Origin of the sequence: Carbonicoccus niuqiaonis, assembly GCF_050157065.1 — a bacterium.
Classification (GTDB): Bacteria; Actinomycetota; Actinomycetes; order Propionibacteriales; family Propionibacteriaceae; genus Avipropionibacterium.
The window spans coordinates 2,577,043-2,592,054 of sequence record NZ_CP189573.1 but is presented as its reverse complement, the minus strand read 5'-3'; the positions used below and the strand labels follow the sequence as shown (position 1 = coordinate 2,592,054).

General features: G+C 69.6%; 14 protein-coding genes, 1 tRNA gene and 1 pseudogene. 11 read left to right on the top strand and 5 right to left on the bottom strand.

The window, feature by feature from the left end:
* Positions 1-87: 87 nt before the first annotated feature.
* A pseudogene (locus ACQBAU_RS11875) lies at positions 88-1,336 on the top strand (glycoside-pentoside-hexuronide (GPH):cation symporter); the annotation flags it as partial.
* 39 nt (positions 1,337-1,375) lie between these two features.
* On the top strand, positions 1,376-2,197 hold the full coding sequence (locus ACQBAU_RS11870) for a cytidylate kinase-like family protein (protein WP_465256485.1): 822 nt from the start codon (positions 1,376-1,378) through the stop codon (positions 2,195-2,197).
* 6 nt (positions 2,198-2,203) lie between these two features.
* On the opposite strand, the gene ACQBAU_RS11865 is transcribed toward ACQBAU_RS11870, so the two are convergent.
* The 3 genes from ACQBAU_RS11865 to ACQBAU_RS11855 are packed head-to-tail and all read right to left on the bottom strand — an operon-like array spanning position 2,204 to position 3,617.
* A complete protein-coding gene (locus ACQBAU_RS11865; protein ID WP_434550626.1) occupies positions 2,204-2,401 on the bottom strand; it encodes a helix-turn-helix transcriptional regulator in 198 nt (65 codons plus the stop codon).
* A gap of 8 nt (positions 2,402-2,409) precedes the next feature.
* Positions 2,410-2,796 carry a hypothetical protein gene (locus tag ACQBAU_RS11860; RefSeq protein WP_434550625.1) on the bottom strand — a complete coding sequence of 129 codons (387 nt, stop codon included), beginning with the start codon at positions 2,794-2,796 and terminating at the stop codon, positions 2,410-2,412.
* Positions 2,796-3,617, bottom strand: a complete 822-nt coding sequence (locus ACQBAU_RS11855) for a lysostaphin resistance A-like protein (RefSeq protein ID WP_465256461.1) — start codon at positions 3,615-3,617, stop codon at positions 2,796-2,798. The genes ACQBAU_RS11860 and ACQBAU_RS11855 overlap by 1 nt, the downstream gene beginning before the upstream one ends.
* A 167-nt stretch (positions 3,618-3,784) precedes the next feature.
* Between ACQBAU_RS11855 and cysK the strand changes: the two genes are divergently transcribed.
* The 4 genes from cysK to ACQBAU_RS11835 all read left to right on the top strand — a co-directional run bounded on the left by cysK (position 3,785) and on the right by ACQBAU_RS11835 (position 6,461).
* Positions 3,785-4,711: a cysteine synthase A gene (cysK, locus tag ACQBAU_RS11850; RefSeq protein WP_465256462.1), complete on the top strand. Its 927-nt coding sequence runs from the start codon at positions 3,785-3,787 to the stop codon at positions 4,709-4,711.
* 155 nt (positions 4,712-4,866) lie between these two features.
* A complete protein-coding gene (gene epsC / locus ACQBAU_RS11845; protein WP_465259508.1) occupies positions 4,867-5,370 on the top strand; it encodes a serine O-acetyltransferase EpsC in 504 nt (167 codons plus the stop codon).
* An 87-nt stretch (positions 5,371-5,457) separates the two neighbouring features.
* Positions 5,458-5,531 (top strand) — tRNA-Val (locus tag ACQBAU_RS11840).
* Between the two features lie 126 nt (positions 5,532-5,657).
* On the top strand, positions 5,658-6,461 hold the full coding sequence (locus ACQBAU_RS11835) for a 6-phosphogluconolactonase (protein ID WP_465256463.1): 804 nt from the start codon (positions 5,658-5,660) through the stop codon (positions 6,459-6,461).
* An 81-nt stretch (positions 6,462-6,542) separates the two neighbouring features.
* On the opposite strand, the gene ACQBAU_RS11830 is transcribed toward ACQBAU_RS11835, so the two are convergent.
* Positions 6,543-8,675: an MDR family MFS transporter gene (locus tag ACQBAU_RS11830; protein WP_465256464.1), complete on the bottom strand. Its 2,133-nt coding sequence runs from the start codon at positions 8,673-8,675 to the stop codon at positions 6,543-6,545.
* 224 nt (positions 8,676-8,899) lie between these two features.
* On the opposite strand from ACQBAU_RS11830, the gene ACQBAU_RS11825 reads away from it, so the two are divergent.
* Together ACQBAU_RS11825 and ACQBAU_RS11820 are read left to right on the top strand one after the other, a co-directional pair.
* A complete protein-coding gene (locus tag ACQBAU_RS11825) occupies positions 8,900-9,514 on the top strand; it encodes a TetR/AcrR family transcriptional regulator (protein WP_434551112.1) in 615 nt (204 codons plus the stop codon).
* Complete coding sequence (locus tag ACQBAU_RS11820) at positions 9,514-10,755, top strand: AGE family epimerase/isomerase (protein WP_465256465.1); 1,242 nt, start codon at positions 9,514-9,516, stop codon at positions 10,753-10,755. The genes ACQBAU_RS11825 and ACQBAU_RS11820 overlap by 1 nt, the downstream gene beginning before the upstream one ends.
* A gap of 11 nt (positions 10,756-10,766) precedes the next feature.
* Here ACQBAU_RS11820 and ACQBAU_RS11815 read toward each other — a convergent pair whose 3' ends face one another.
* Entirely contained in the window at positions 10,767-11,723 is a 957-nt protein-coding gene (locus ACQBAU_RS11815; protein WP_434551110.1) for an ROK family protein, read from the bottom strand.
* 206 nt (positions 11,724-11,929) lie between these two features.
* Between ACQBAU_RS11815 and prfB the strand changes: the two genes are divergently transcribed.
* From prfB to ftsX, 3 genes are all read left to right on the top strand, one after another.
* Entirely contained in the window at positions 11,930-13,033 is a 1,104-nt protein-coding gene (gene prfB, locus ACQBAU_RS11810; protein WP_434551109.1) for a peptide chain release factor 2, read from the top strand.
* A 181-nt stretch (positions 13,034-13,214) separates the two neighbouring features.
* On the top strand, positions 13,215-13,901 hold the full coding sequence (ftsE, locus tag ACQBAU_RS11805; protein WP_434551108.1) for a cell division ATP-binding protein FtsE: 687 nt from the start codon (positions 13,215-13,217) through the stop codon (positions 13,899-13,901).
* A gap of 70 nt (positions 13,902-13,971) precedes the next feature.
* Positions 13,972-14,883 (top strand): permease-like cell division protein FtsX, encoded by a 912-nt coding sequence (gene ftsX, locus ACQBAU_RS11800; protein ID WP_465256466.1) that lies wholly within the window; start codon positions 13,972-13,974, stop codon positions 14,881-14,883.
* The last annotated feature ends 129 nt before the right edge of the window (positions 14,884-15,012 follow it).

Genomic DNA, 15,012 nt, shown 5'->3' with positions numbered 1-15,012 from the left:
CCCCGGCAAGGAGGTCGCCTAGGCTGCAGCGACCAGTCGAGCACGTGGCCCGGTCGGGGGCGCGCCCCGGGGAGACAGGAGGCGACGATGGCGAAGCAGGCACCGCGGAGTGCGGGCACGCTGTCGGGCGGTCGGGTCGTCTCGTACGCGCTCGGTGACGTCGCCAACAACCTGACGTTCATGATGACGTCGATGTTCCTGTTGGTGTACATGACCGACATCGCAGGGATCCCGGCCGCCATCGCCGGCACCATCTACGGTGTCACCAAGATCTGGGCCGGCGTCGCCGACCTGATCGCGGGCCAGACCGTCGATCGCACCACGAGCCGATGGGGTCGGCTGCGGCCGTGGCTGCTGTTCGGCAGCACCCCGTTGGCGATCGTGTTCGTGCTGTTGTTCAGCGTGCCGGCCGGACTGAGCCTGTCGCTGACCATCGCGTGGATCTTCCTGTTCGACGCCCTCTTCCAGTTGGCGTACTCGTTCGTCAACATCCCGTACGGCTCGCTGGCGGCGGCGATGACCGAGGACTCGGTCGACCGTTCCAAGCTCTCCGGTGCCCGCTCGGTGGCCAGTGCATTGACCTCGGTCGCCCTGTCGGCGGTGGTGGCGCCACAGTTCCAGGACACCTCCGGCGACGACGTCCGGTTCCAGTTCACCGTCACCACCGTCGTGCTCGGCGTCGTCGCCGTGGTGCTGTACCAGCTCTGCTTCCGCAACACCCGGGAGGTCGTGCCCCCGGGCAGGACCAAGATCTCGTTGCGGCGCACGCTGACGATGGTGCGCCAGAACCGGCCACTGATCATCCTGTGCGTGGCGGCCTTCTTCCTGCTGGCCGCGATGTTCACCATGAACGCGGTGGGGCTCTACTACGCCCGATACATCCTCGGCAACGCGGGCTGGTACACCCTGCTCGCCCTCGCCCAGACCGTCGGCACGGTGGTGGTCGCCTCGATGGTGCCCGGCATCACCTCCCGGTTCGGCAAGCGCAACGGCTACATCGGCGCTGCCGTGCTGGCGATCCTGTCGTTCGTGTTGATCTTCTTCGTCCCGAACGGAAGCCTGCCGATCGGGATCGTGGCCTGGTTGCTGTTCGGGTTGGGGACCGGCGGCACCAATGCCCTGATGTTCTCGATGCAGGCCGACACCGTCGACTTCGGGGAGTGGAAGACCGGTCCGGGCCGAGGGCGGCTCGTACTCGGTGCTGTCGTTCATCCGCAAGACCGGCCAGGGTGTCGGCGGCTGGCTCGGTGCCGGCGTGATCGGCGCGTTCGGCTACGTGGCCCAGGCCGACGTCCAGGATCCGACGGCCCAGCAGGGCATCCGGCTGGCCGCAGGACTGATCCCGGCGGGGCTGGCGGTGGCCGCGACCCTCGTGATGTTCTGGTACGACCTCGACTCCGGCACCCACCGACGCGTCATCCGCGAGCTGAACGCCCGACGCTCCGAGGGCGCGGTGAGCAGCACGTACGGCGTGGCCGCCGGCCGGGTCCGGGTGGCGGAGGTGGGCGACGCCCGCGACCTGCTGTTGCGGCCACCCGACAAGGGGGTGCTGCCGGTGGTGACGATCTTCGAACGCGAGGGGGCAGGCGCCTCCACGATCGGGCCGGCCGTGGCCCGGACCCTGGGCGTGACGTACGTACCGCAGCGGTTCTCCTCCGACGAGGTCGCCGCCGAGGCGCCGCGCGACGAGGCCGAACGGCCCTACGGCCCGGAACGGCTGGGCAGCGACTCCGCCTTCGACCGATGGCTCGGCAAGGTCTCGTGGACCGGCACCCAGGACTCCGACATGGCGCAGGCCATGGCGATCTCGGAGGACCATTCACTGGCGCAGAAGAACCGTCTCGAGGTGTTGAGGTTTGCCGAGGACGGCGCGGTGATCGCCGGCCGCAACGGAGCTGTCGTGCTCGGCCGTGCGGTGGGCGCCCTGCACGTCCGGTTGACCGCCCCGCTCAGCATGCGGGTGCAGCGGGTGATGGCCAAGACCGGACTCGACGAGCGCCAGGCCGAGGCGCGGATCGCCTTCGAGGACAGGGTTCGGGCCGAGATGTCCCTCCATCTCTACCAGTGGGACCCGCACACCGACGAGTACTACGACCTGGTGATCAACACCGGCACGGTGACCTACGACCAGGTCGTCGACATGATCGTCCGGTTCTACCGCAGCAAGTACCCCGAGGCCGTGGTGCCCGAGGAGTAGGCCCGGTCAGTCGTCGTCGGGTCGGAACACGTCTTCGATGGTTCGCTCGAACAGCTTGGCGACCTTGAAGGCGAGCGGCAGGCTGGGGTCGTACCGGCCGGTCTCCAGCGCGTTCACGGTCTGCCGGGAGACGTCCAGCCGCTCGGCCAGGTCGCGTTGGGTCCAACCGCGGGCGGTCCGCAGGCTGCGGATGTCGTTGTCCACCGCAGGCCTCACCGGTTGCGGAGCCGGATGACGAGGGAGGCGACCAGCCAGCACACCGCGTACACCGGCCACACCCACAGCCAGCTGATCACCGGAGCCCCGGCCACCTGCATCAGGCCGTAGCTGAAGGTGAGCACCGACCCGACGCCGAAGGCCAGCGCCAGGCTGCGGGTGACGTCACGGCGGACCAGCTCGTCGACGGCCTCCCAGTAGCGGAACACCGCCCACACGACGGCGAACAGTGCGGGCACCGGCAACGCCATCACCAGGTAGCGGCCCGGGCCGTCGAACAGGCCCGCGAGCAGGAAGGCCGCGCCCAGCAGGACGCCATAGGCGACCATCGCGACGGTGAACCGTACGGCGTAGCGCCGGCCGTGCCGGCGTGGATCGGGCATCAGGCCGACCCCACCGCGGCCATCATCAGCGGCAGCCCGAGGAAGAGCACGTCCAGCAGCCAGTGGGCGACGATCAGCGGCCACAGTCGCTTCATCCACCACGCCAACAGCCCGAACACCAGGCCGGCGAAGAAGGTCGTCAGGAAGCGCGCGAGCCACGCCTGCGGGTCCGGGGCGGTGAGTGCCAGGTGCTGGATGCCGAAGGCGACCGACATGATCAACAACCCGACCAGCCGGCCGAGCCGCTCCGACAGCACGTGCTGCAGGTAGCCGCGGTACAGCACCTCCTCGGCCACCGCGATCGTCACCGGCATCACGATCAGGCACCAGAGCCCGAACCACATCGGGACGGCGATCGAGCCGCCCTCGGGGATCGGCGGGACGCCCTGGTAGGTGATCAGGTTGGCGACGAAGTTGCCGGCGAAGAAGGCGACGATGACGATCAGCCCGAGCAACAGGCCCCAGGCGATGTCCTTGCCGACCGACCGGGTCCGCAGCAGGGTCCGTAGTGAGCTGCCGACCCGGCGCAAGGAGTACGCGACGACCACGATCGTCAGCACGTCGACCACCACGATGCTGACGTTGGCCCACAGCAGGGCACTGCCCCAGGTCGTGGCCGGGTCGACCAGCCGCATCACCCCGAACACCACGGCGTCGGCGGCGAACAGCCAGGCCGTCCGCCACAGCAGCAGGGCGAACAACCAGGCCCAGCCGGGGGAGGAGGTGAACGCCGTGACGTCGGCCAGGTTCGCCATCACGGGGCGGCGGCCGCCCGGTGACGCGCCGGTGGTGGCGGTGGTGGTCGTGGTGTCGGTGCTCATGTCGTCGAGTAAAGCACCCTTGACACCACATGGCAAGTGTCCTTGACATCGCAAGACCGGCGGTCCAGATGGTGGACGCGGGAATAGGCTCTTGGAGGACACTGTTGCTCTGGTCGTGCGCAACAGCGCGCCCCTCGCATACCGGCAAACTCAACGAAGGTGGACCCGTGCCCATTCATTCCGATGTGACCGCCCTTATCGGCAACACGCCCTTGGTCAAGATCAACCGGATCATCGAATCCGAGGCGACCGTGGCGGCCAAGCTCGAGTACTACAACCCCGCCAAGTCGGTCAAGGATCGCATCGGCGCCGCGATCATCGACGCGGCCGCCGCGTCGGGTGAGCTGAAGCCCGGTGGCACGATCGTCGAGGCCACCAGTGGCAACACCGGAATCGCGTTGGCCATGGTCGGTGCGGCTCGCGGCTACAAGGTCGTGCTGACGATGCCGGACACGATGTCCAAGGAGCGGCGGGCACTGCTGCGGGGGTACGGCGCCGAGCTCATCCTCACCCCGGGGGCCGAAGGCATGAAGGGTGCGGTCACCAAGGCCGAGGCGGTCGCCGCCGAGCGGGGCGCGGTGCTGGCCCGACAGTTCGCCAACCCGGCCAACCCGAAGATCCACCACGACACCACCGGGCCGGAGATCTGGAACGACACCGACGGCAAGGTCGACATCCTGATCAGCGGCATCGGCACCGGTGGCACGGCCAACGGCGCCGGCCACTACCTCAAGGAGCAGAACCCCGAGGTCAAGGTGATCGCGGTGGAGCCCGAGGAGTCGGCCATCCTCAACGGCGGCAAGCCGGGCCCGCACAAGATCCAGGGCCTGGGTGCGAACTTCGTGCCGGAGAACTACGACGCCTCGGTCGTCGACGAGGTGATCGACATCAACGCCGCCACCTCGGTCGAGTGGGCCCGCAAGGCCGCCACCGACGAGGGCCTGCTGGTCGGCATCTCGTCCGGTGCCGCGCTGGCCGCCGCCGACCAGGTCGCCCGTCGCCCCGAGAACGCCGGCAAGACGATCGTCGTGATCATCCCGTCGTTCGGTGAGCGCTACCTGTCGACCATCCTGTTCGAGGGTCTGGTCGACTGACTCGGTCACCGGCCGACGAGCCGACCGTGCACCGGTCCGCGGCCCGCAGCTCGAGGGGTACCACCCCCGGGCTGCTGGCCCGTGCCTGGGCAGGGATTCGTGAGGACGTGGCGGCCGCCGTCGAGCGTGACCCTGCGGCCACCTCGCAGGTGCAGATGGCTCTGGTGTCGCCGGGCTTGCACGCCATCTGGGTCCACCGGATCAGCCACGCCGCCTGGCAGGTGCCACTCCTGCGGTTGCCCGCGCGGTTGCTGTCGAACGTGGCGCGGACGCTCACCGGGGTGGAGATCCACCCCGGTGCGACATTGGGGCGGCGGGTCTTCATCGACCACGGCATGGGTGTCGTGATCGGCGAGACCGCCGAGGTCGGCGACGACGTGATGATGTACCACGGAGTCACCCTCGGGGGTCGGTCGATGAGCCACGGGAAACGACACCCCACCATCGAGGCCGGCGTCACCCTGGGGACCGGCGCGCGGGTGATCGGTCCCGTACGGATCGGTGCCGGCTCCCAGGTCGGCGCCAACGCCGTGGTGGTGAAGGACGTTCCGCCGGGGCACGTCGCGGTGGGCGTCCCCGCTCGTTACCGGACCCTCACCCCGGCCGACGAGAACGCTGCCGGGGCCCTCGAGGACCTGGACCCCGCCATCTACATCTGACCCGGACACGGCGCCCACCCGCACCGTGTCCGACATGGGCGTCACAGGTTGGCCGAACCGGCCGTGGCGGCCTATCGTTGTCCGGCCGGGCGCATAGCTCAGTTGGTTAGAGCACCTGCCTTACAAGCAGGGAGTCCCCAGTTCGAGTCTGGGTGTGCCCACCCCGTCCTGCCGACGCCCTGTGCTGGACGTCGGTCACACCGTACCGACGAATGGAACCCCTGACAGGCCCGGGGTTGCGCTGCTACGGTGCGTGCAAACGATTGCCCTCGCAGAGGAGAAGTCTGGTGTCACAGGTCCTGGAGTCCACGAACGTCGATCGACTGCGCGTCCGCGTGTTCGACGACCGGCAGCAACTCGGGGCGGCGGCCGCCGAGGCGGTGATCGCCGAGTTGCGATCCACCCTGGCCGGGCAGGACCGGGTCCGGATGGTGTTCGCGGCCGCACCGAGCCAGTCGGAGTTCCTGGACGCCCTGGTGGCGGCCGAGGGGATCGACTGGTCGCGGGTGACGGCGTTCCACATGGACGAGTACATCGGCCTGCCGCTCGATGCGCCGCAGCGTTTCGGTCGCTGGCTCGCCGAGCACATCTTCGACCGGCTGCCGTTCGGCGAGGTCCACGTCCTCGCCGCCGACACCGAGGCCACCGAGGGGGCCGAAGCCATCGCCGACGCGTACGCCGCTGCGCTGGCCGAAGCGCCGATCGACCTGGTCTGCATGGGGATCGGCGTGAACGGCCACATCGCCTTCAACGATCCGCCGGTCGCCGACTTCGACGATCCGCGCGCGGTCAAGGTCGCCGAGCTGGACGACGTGTGCCGCCAGCAGCAGGTCGACGACGGCCTGTTCGCCAGCTTCGACGACGTCCCGGAGCGGGCCTTGACGCTGACGGTGCCGCGACTGCTCGACGCGAAGTCACTGCACTGCATGGTGCCCGGAGCTGCGAAGGCGCCGGCGGTGGCCGACACCTTGGCCGGGGCCATCGACGAGTCCTGCCCGGCGACCGCACTGCGTACCCACGACAACTGCACCGTCTACCTGGACAGCGCCTCGGCCGCCGACGCGATCGCGGCCGGCACCCTGCCTGCCTGAGCCAACCCGGCTCGCGCCGGTTGAGCCTCGACCCGTCCCGGGTCGGGGCTCAACTGTGTTCGGGCTGAACTGTTTCGGGGCTCAACTGCGTTCGGGGGTCCCGGGTCCGGCGGCCACCTCGGCCCGGCGGGCCACCAGGACGTCGACCAGGAACGCGGCCACGAGGTCCTGTGTGGCATCCCGAACCGCGTCGACGTCCACCGCCCGGTGTCGATCGGTGACCGGCTCGCCGCCGATGGCTCCCTCCTGGTGCTCGCTGAGGTGCATCGCCTCGGCCGAGACGGCCTGCCGCAGCTCCGCACCGAGCACCCCACCGGGTCGCTTGGCTCGCTCGCCCAGCTCGGCGGCGTACGGCTCGGTGTCGGCGACCCGCTCGGCATCCTCACTGAGCAGGGTGGTCATGCTGTTGCGCAGCAGCTCCCGACCGCGCTCGAGGTCACCGTTGCCGAGCTCGACCAGCGCCTGGCGCAGCAGCGGCCGGTCGTCCCGGTCGGCCTCCCGGGCCAGCAGCCCCAGCTCCAGGCCCAGCAGGCGTTCCGACGTCCGGACCCTGCCGGTGTCGCGGCCCAGCGGCACCCGTTCGGGATCGGCGGCGTTCTGTGCCAGTCCGTCCAGCACCTCCTGGCCGGCCTCCTCCGCGGTGTGCACGGTGTCGCGCAGTGGGATCGGCTTGATGAACAGCACCGCGATGAAGGCGCAGGCGATCACCGGGAGGGCGGTCCAGAAGACCGCGTGCAGGGCATCGTCCAGGCCCATCCGGATGGCCTCCGCGATCGGCGGCGGCAGCTTGGCGAGCTGGCTCGGGTCGAGCACCGCGCCCACGCCGCCACTGATCGCGCCGGGGTTGCCGGCGGCCTCGGGGGGCAGGTGACGGGCGATCGCGCCGGGAAGCTGGGAGGTCATGATCGTGCCGAAGACCGCCACCCCGACGGTGGAGCCCACGTTGCGGAAGAACTGGCTGGAGGCGGTGGCCACGCCCAGGTCCCTGCGGGAGCTGGTGTTCTGGACGATCAGGGTGAAGTTCTGCATGCAGGAACCGAGGCCGATGCCGATCACCATCATCGCGAAGGTGAGCTCGAGCTGGGTGTCGCCGTGGTGCACCCGGGTGAGCAGCCAGTAGCCGACGCCCATGATCACCACACCGCCCAGCACGATCTCCTTGTAGCGCCCGGTCTTGGTGACCAACAGGCCGGCCACGATGCCCATCACGACCAGGCCCAACATCAGCGGCATCGTGATCAGCCCGGAGTTCGTGGCGCTCACCGCCAGCACGCCCTGCGCGTACACCGGGATGTAGAAGATGGCGCCGAACATCGCGATCGCGACCGCGAAGGAGGCGACGTTGGCCAAGGTGAAGATCGGGTTCGCGAAGAGTCGCAGCGGGATCACCGGCTCCTCGGCGCGCAGCTCGATCCAGATGAACAGTCCGATCAGCGCAACGCCGCCGACGTACATCGAGATGATCAGCGGCGATCCCCACGGGTAGGTGGTGCCACCCCACGAGGTCGCGAGCAGCAGCAGCACCAGGGCCACGGTCAGCGTGACGATGCCGGGGACGTCGACCTTGGCGTCGCGACGCTCGTGCGACAGGTGCAGGAAGCGGGCGATGGCGAAGAAGGCGACGACACCCAGCGGGAGGGTGACGAAGAACAGGAAGCGCCAGCCGAGGTTGTCGGTGATGAAGCCGCCGATCAGCGGCCCGGCGACCGAGTTCACGCCGAACACCGCACCCATCAGGCCCTGGTACTTGCCGCGCTGTCGCGGCGGGATGATGTCGCCGATGATCGTCTGTGACAGTGGCATCAGCGTGCCCATGCCCAGGCCCTGCACGGCGCGACCGGCGATCAGCACCCAGAACGACGGAGCCAGCCCGCAGATGACCGAGCCGAGCATGAACACGAGCAGTCCGGCCAGGTAGAAGCTGCGCCGTCCGTACAGGTCGGATAGCTTGCCGACGATCGGGACCGTGACCGCCGAGACCAGCATCGCCGCCGTGGCCAGCCACGAGTAGTGCTCCATCCCACCCAGCTCCGCCACGATCCGCGGCAGCGCCGGCGAGACGATGGTCTGACTGATGGAGGCGACCAACATCCCCAACATCAGGCCCACGAAGACGCGGCGGCCCTCCGGGCCGAGACCGGTGAAGGCCTCCGGGGTGGCGGCTGCCGCGGGTGGTGGGGAGGTCGGGGTGGCGTACTTGACGTTGCTCGTCACAGAAGTCCTCAAGAGCTCGAACGAAGACGCGGGTGGTGGATGCACACACGGGCGCCGCCGATCAGCATACGCCGCTCTTGCAGTCACTGCAAAAACGCAGTGACTGCAATTTCTGCGTGTCCCGCGTTACCATTGCCTGCATGTCCAGCCCCACGGCCCCGGCGTCGGCCCCTGACCCGGCGACACCGAAGCCCTCTCGAGCGCCCGTGTCGCCCGTGTCTCCCGTGTCGTCCGAAAGGCCCGAGGACGCCGACCAAGGCTGGCGCGAGCGCAAGAAGCTGCAGACCAGGACGGCCCTGCACCGGGCCGCCGTCGAACTCGTCGCCGAGCGCGGCATGGGGCGGGTGACCACCGAGCAGATCGCCGAACAGGCCGGGGTGTCGGCCCGTACGTTCTTCAACTACTTCCCGACCAAGGAGTCGGCCGTGCTCGGCGTGTCGCCGGAGCAGGCGCAGGCCGTGGCGGGCTGGCTGCGGGATCGCCCGGCCGAGGACTCCCCGGTCACCGCCGTCCGGGCCTGCCTGACCTCGTACGGGATGCAGTTCAGCCAGGATCACGAACTGTGGGAACGGCGGCGTACCCTGATCCGCTCCGACCCGACCCTGCTGCACGCGATGGCGGCGATCTCCAGCTCGATGGAGGCCTCGGTCACGATTGCGCTGGGGGAGCGGCTCGGCATCGACACCACCACCGACATCCGGCCGGCCCTGCTGGTGTCGGTCACCTGGGCGGCGGTCCGGGTGGGACTCGGCAAGGCACGTGACCACCACGTCCCACCGGCCGAGGCGATCGCCGAGGCCATGGCACTGTTGGACGACACCGACCTCTGGAGCCCCTGATGACCTACCGCACGCACCTCGAACGCGACATCCTGCCCTGGTGGCTGGAGCGCGGCCCCGATGCCGAACGCGGCGGTGTCCTCACCTGCTGGGACAACCTGGGGAACGAGCTGATCAGTCGTGACAAGTACACCTGGTCCCAGGGCCGTTGGGTGTGGTTGGCCGCGACGATGGCCGACGCCGCGCGCGCCGGGCACGTCACCACCGACGCCGATGCCTGGGCCGAGACCGCCGCCCGCACCACGGACTTCCTGCTGACCAATGCCTTTCTGCCCGACGGCACCACCGCGTACCTGCTCGACGAGACCGGTACGGCCCGCGAACCCGTCCCCGGCGGCGGCCTGCACATCTCGATCTTCACCGACTGCTTCGTCGCCCTGGGGCTGGCCCGGTGGGCCCGGAGCGCCGGATCGACCGAGCTGGCCGACCGCAGCGAGACGCTGTTGGCCTCGATCGTCGCGCGGATCGACGCCGGCGCCGTCGTCACCAGCCCCCACGTCACCCCGGCCGGCCACGGCTCGTTCGCGTTGCCGATGATCACGATCGGGGTCGCCGGGGAGGTCCACCGGACCACCGGGAGCGCCGCCAGCGCCGCTGCCCTGAAGGGTGCCTGTGACGCCCTGCTGCGGGACTTCATCGACGGCGACGACGCGGCCGAGATGCCGGTCATCGACGAGCGTGGGCGACCGGACTCGCTGACCGCCCGGCACCGTACCCCGGGTCACACCCTGGAGTGCCTGTGGTTCCTGGTCGACGACGCCGCACCGGTCGTCCCCGGACACGAACTGACCGACCCGCACCGGTTGGCCGGGATCGCCAAGCACTCGTTGGCGTTGGGCTGGGACCCCGAACACGGCGGCCTGCTGCACCACGTCGACGTGGCCGGCGGCCCGCCGGTGGGACACGTCGGCGACCCCGGTGCGGAGCACCTGGCCCGGACCTGGGACACCAAGCTGTGGTGGCCACACGCCGAGGCGGTCTACACCACCGAACTGTTGTTGGGCCGTACGGCCACCGCCGCCGGCCCCGACCCGGAGCTCGCCGACTGGCGTGACCGGGTCCGGGACTGGACGACGGCCACCTTCCCGGTCGGCCCGGGACAGGAGTGGGTGCAGATCCGGGACCGTGACGGCTCCCCGCGGGACGAGGTGGTCGCCCTGCCGGTCAAGGATCCGTTCCACATCGCCCGGGCCTGGTGGAAGCTGGCAGAACTGGAGCGGACCGACGCGATCGTCGGTTGACCCGGTCGACCTCACTCACCCCGTAGGCCGCCCCGGCCGGTGATCGCGAGCGCCAGCGAGGCCGCCCCGAGCAGGCCCGCATTCGGCAGTTCGGCGGCGCGCAGCTCGAGGCCACGGGTGAAGTCGAGGGTCGCGAAGTCGTGCAGGTGGCGGCGCAGCGGCCCGAGGACGACCTCGCCCGCCTTCGCGAGTCCGCCCCCGACCACGAACGTCGCCACGTCCAGGTTGGTGGCGGTCGCGGCGATCCCGGCGGCACAGGCGCGCATCCCGCGGTCGATCACCTCGACCGCGATCGGGTGACCGGCGGCGGCGTCCCGGGTGAGCTCCCGGCCGTCGTGGCCGCCCCAGCCGCGTGCCCGGGCGGCCAGCGCCATCGACCGGCCACCGGCGTACGACTCCACGCAGCCGTGGCCACCACAGACGCACCGCGGCCCCCACGCGTCGACGCTGGTGTGGCCGAACAGGACGGCGTTGCCGGTGGTCCCGGCGAAGAGCCGGTCGTCGATCACCGCGCCGCCGCCGATCCCGGTGGAGATCACCATGCCGACCATGCTCGACAGGTCACGTCCGGCACCCAGCCAGTGCTCGCCGATCGCGATGCAGTGCCCGTCACCGGCCAGCCGGACGGCCGGTTCGTCGTCCGAGGCGGCCCGTACGGCCCGCTGGAGCCGTCCGACCAGGTCGAAGCCCCGCCAGCCGGCGATGTTGACCGGCGACACCGTGCCGCGCGGGACGTCGATCGGTCCGGCGCTGCCGACGCCGACGTGCCAAGGGCCGGCGTGCTCGGCGGCGCCGACCAGTTCGGTGACCGCCGCTCCCACCGGTTGCCACACCAGTTCGGGGTCTGCACTGGTGGCCGTCGCGACGACCCGTTCGGCCAGCAGCCGCCCGTCCGGGGTGACGACGGCCAGTGCCACCTTGGTGCCCCCGACGTCGACGGCCAGCACGGGGGAGTGGTCCAGGTTCATGGCCGTCACCCTATGACCGGCGGGGCGGGCCGGACCGATCCCGACCGTCCGCGGCCGGGGATTCCGCAGATGCACCGGTCGGCGGTGGGGGCGGGGCGCGCTCAGGCGGGGCGCCGGTCCCGAAACAGGATCGACCGGTCGTTTCGTGGAATCCAGCCAGCCGCGTCCGAGCCCGTCGGTGGGGCATACGCGTACGATGGAGCGTTGTGGCTGACTTCTCCTCTGCGATCCCCGAGCTCGACCGTGCGCTGACCCAGATCGAGGCGGTGCTGGACCCGGAGGCCAAGGCTGCCGAGATCGCCGACCTGCAACAGCAGGTGGCGGCCCCCGACCTGTGGGACGACGTCGACAACGCCCAGCGGGTCACCTCCCGGTTGTCCGCGCTGACCGGTGAGGTGGAGCGGCTCTCCGCCCTGCGTTCCCGGCTCGACGACCTGGGCGTGCTGGTCGAGTTGGCCGAGGAGGAGGGCGACCAGGCCACCCTCGGCGAGGCCGAGAGTGAGCTCGGCGCCCTACGCAAGGCGATCGAGGGCCTGGAGGTGCGCACCCTGCTGTCGGGGGAGTACGACGAGCGCGACGCGATGCTGACGATCCGCTCCGAGGCCGGCGGTGTCGACGCGGCCGACTTCGCGGCCATGTTGTTGCGGATGTACCTGCGTTGGGCTGAGCGGCACGGCTATCCGGCCGAGGTGTACGACACCTCCTACGCCGAGGAGGCCGGGATCAAGTCGGCCACCTTCTCGATCAAGGCGCCGTTCGCGTACGGCACCCTCTCGGTCGAGCAGGGCACCCACCGGCTGGTGCGGATCTCGCCGTTCGACAACCAGGGCCGCCGCCAGACCAGCTTCGCCGGCGTCGAGGTGCTCCCGGTGACCGAGGAGACCGATCACGTCGACATCCCCGAGGCCGACCTGCGGGTCGACGTGTTCCGCTCGTCGGGTCCCGGTGGCCAGAGCGTCAACACCACCGACTCCGCCGTCCGGCTCACCCACATCCCGACCGGGGTCGTGGTGTCGTGCCAGAACGAGAAGTCACAGCTGCAGAACAAGGCGGCCGCGATGCGGGTGCTGCAGTCGAAGCTCTTGGAGCTCGCCCGGCAGGAGCGGGAGGCCGAGCTGGACGCGCTCAAGGGTGACGGCGGCAACTCGTGGGGATCGCAGATGCGCTCGTACGTGTTGCACCCCTACCAGATGGTGAAGGACCTGCGGACCGACTTCGAGGTCGGCAACCCCGACTCGGTCTTCGACGGTGACATCGACGGCTTCCTCGACGCCGGGATCCGCTGGCGCCGCAGCGCCGACGCGAACTGAGCACCCGACGGGGCCGAGCGCGCGGTCGGGTCCCGGAACGGGCAGCGCGGGCACCCGGCGCGTCGAGGCCGGTCCCGGTTGCCGGGTGTGCTTAGACTGCCCGAGGCCGCTGTCACCGGTGGATTCACCGTTCGCCGATGACTACACCACTTCCCGTACTCCAGTGCGGCCGAGGCTATTGATGATCCGATTCGAGCAAGTCTCCAAGACCTACGAGGGGCAGCAGCGTGCCGCGCTGCGCGACGTCGACCTCGAGATCGCCAAGGGCGAGTTCGCCTTCCTGGTGGGAGCGTCCGGTTCGGGCAAGTCGACCTTCCTGCGGCTGGTGCTCCGTGAGCACCGGGCCAGCCGGGGACGCGTCTTCGTTGCCGGCCGGGAGTTGAACCGGCTGCCGGGCTGGAAGGTTCCGGCACTGCGTCGCGAGATCGGCACCGTGTTCCAGGACTTCCGGCTGTTGCCGGGCAAGACCGTGCACGAGAACGTGGCGTTCGCGATCCAGGTGATCGGCGGCAGCCGCAAGGAGATCGCCGAGCGGGTTCCCGAGGTGCTCGAGCTGGTCGGACTGGAGGGCAAGGGCAAACGGCTGCCCGAGGAGTTGTCCGGCGGTGAGCAGCAGCGGGTGGCGATCGCCCGGGCCGTGGTGAACGGTCCGAAGATCGTGATCGCCGACGAGCCCACCGGCAACCTGGACCCGGCGACCTCGGTCGGCATCATGAAGCTGCTCGACCGGATCAACCGGACCGGCGCCACCGTGCTGATGGCGACCCACGACTCGACGATCGTCGACCAGATGCGCAAGCGGGTGATCGAGCTCGAGGTGGGCCGCGTCGTCCGCGACCAGAGCAAGGGGGTGTACGGCTACCAGTGACCACGCCACGACCGCAGCTCCGGCTGCCACAGACCCGTACCCCCGGCCGTACCACGAAGGACCACCGCTGATGCGCTACCGCTACGTACTGTCCGAGACCTGGTCGGGGTTGCGCCGCAACCTGACCATGACGCTCGCCGTGATCGTCACCATGTGGGTGTCCCTGGCACTGTTCGGCTCCGGCCTGCTGGCCTATCAGCAGGTCGAGCTGATGAAGGGCCGCTGGTACGACCAGGTCGAGATCTCGGTGTTCCTGTGCGGCACCGTCTCGCCGGCGAGTGAGACCTGCTCCGGCGGGACCGACGTCACCGACGCGCAGCGCGAGACCATCGAGGCGACACTGCGAGGCAACCCCGAGGTGGCCGAGGTCTACCACGAGACCAAGGAGGAGGCGTACGAGCAGTTCCGGAAGGCGTACGAGGACAGCCCGGTGCTGGACACGCTGACCGTCGACCAGATGCAGGAGTCGTTCCGGGTCAAACTGGTCGACCCGGAGCAGTACATGGGGGTGGTCGGCCAGGTCGCCGGGCTCCCGGGGGTGGAGGCCGTCCAGGACCTGCGGGAGTACCTCGACCCACTGTTCTCGTGGATGAACCTGATCCAGGTCGGGACCATCACCGCCAGCGGGCTGCTGCTGCTGGCCGCAGCCCTGCAGATCGGCAACACCATCCGATTGACCGCATTCGCCCGTCGCCGCGAGATCGGGATCATGCGGCTCGTCGGGGCGAGCAACGTCTACATCATGTTGCCGTTCCTGCTCGAGGCGATCATCAGCGCAGCCCTCGGAATAGCTCTCGCATGCGTAACACTGGCCTCAGGGGTGTACTTCATCATCATGCACAAGGCTCAAGTCTCACTCAAGGCTTTTGAATGGATTGGGTGGTCGGAAGCGGGTCTGGCCATGGTGGGGGTTGCGATCGTCGGCCTTCTTCTGGCGATAATCCCAACGCTCATCACGACGAGGAAGTACCTCCGGGTCTGAAATCGAACATGGACCGACGACGCGGAGTACCCCTCACCAACAGATTGGGGACAGGCGTGCTTCGGGACATGTTCCGGCCGGCAAGGCTCCTGCGTGCCGTCGTTGCCTGCGTCGTTGCGGGTGCGGTGG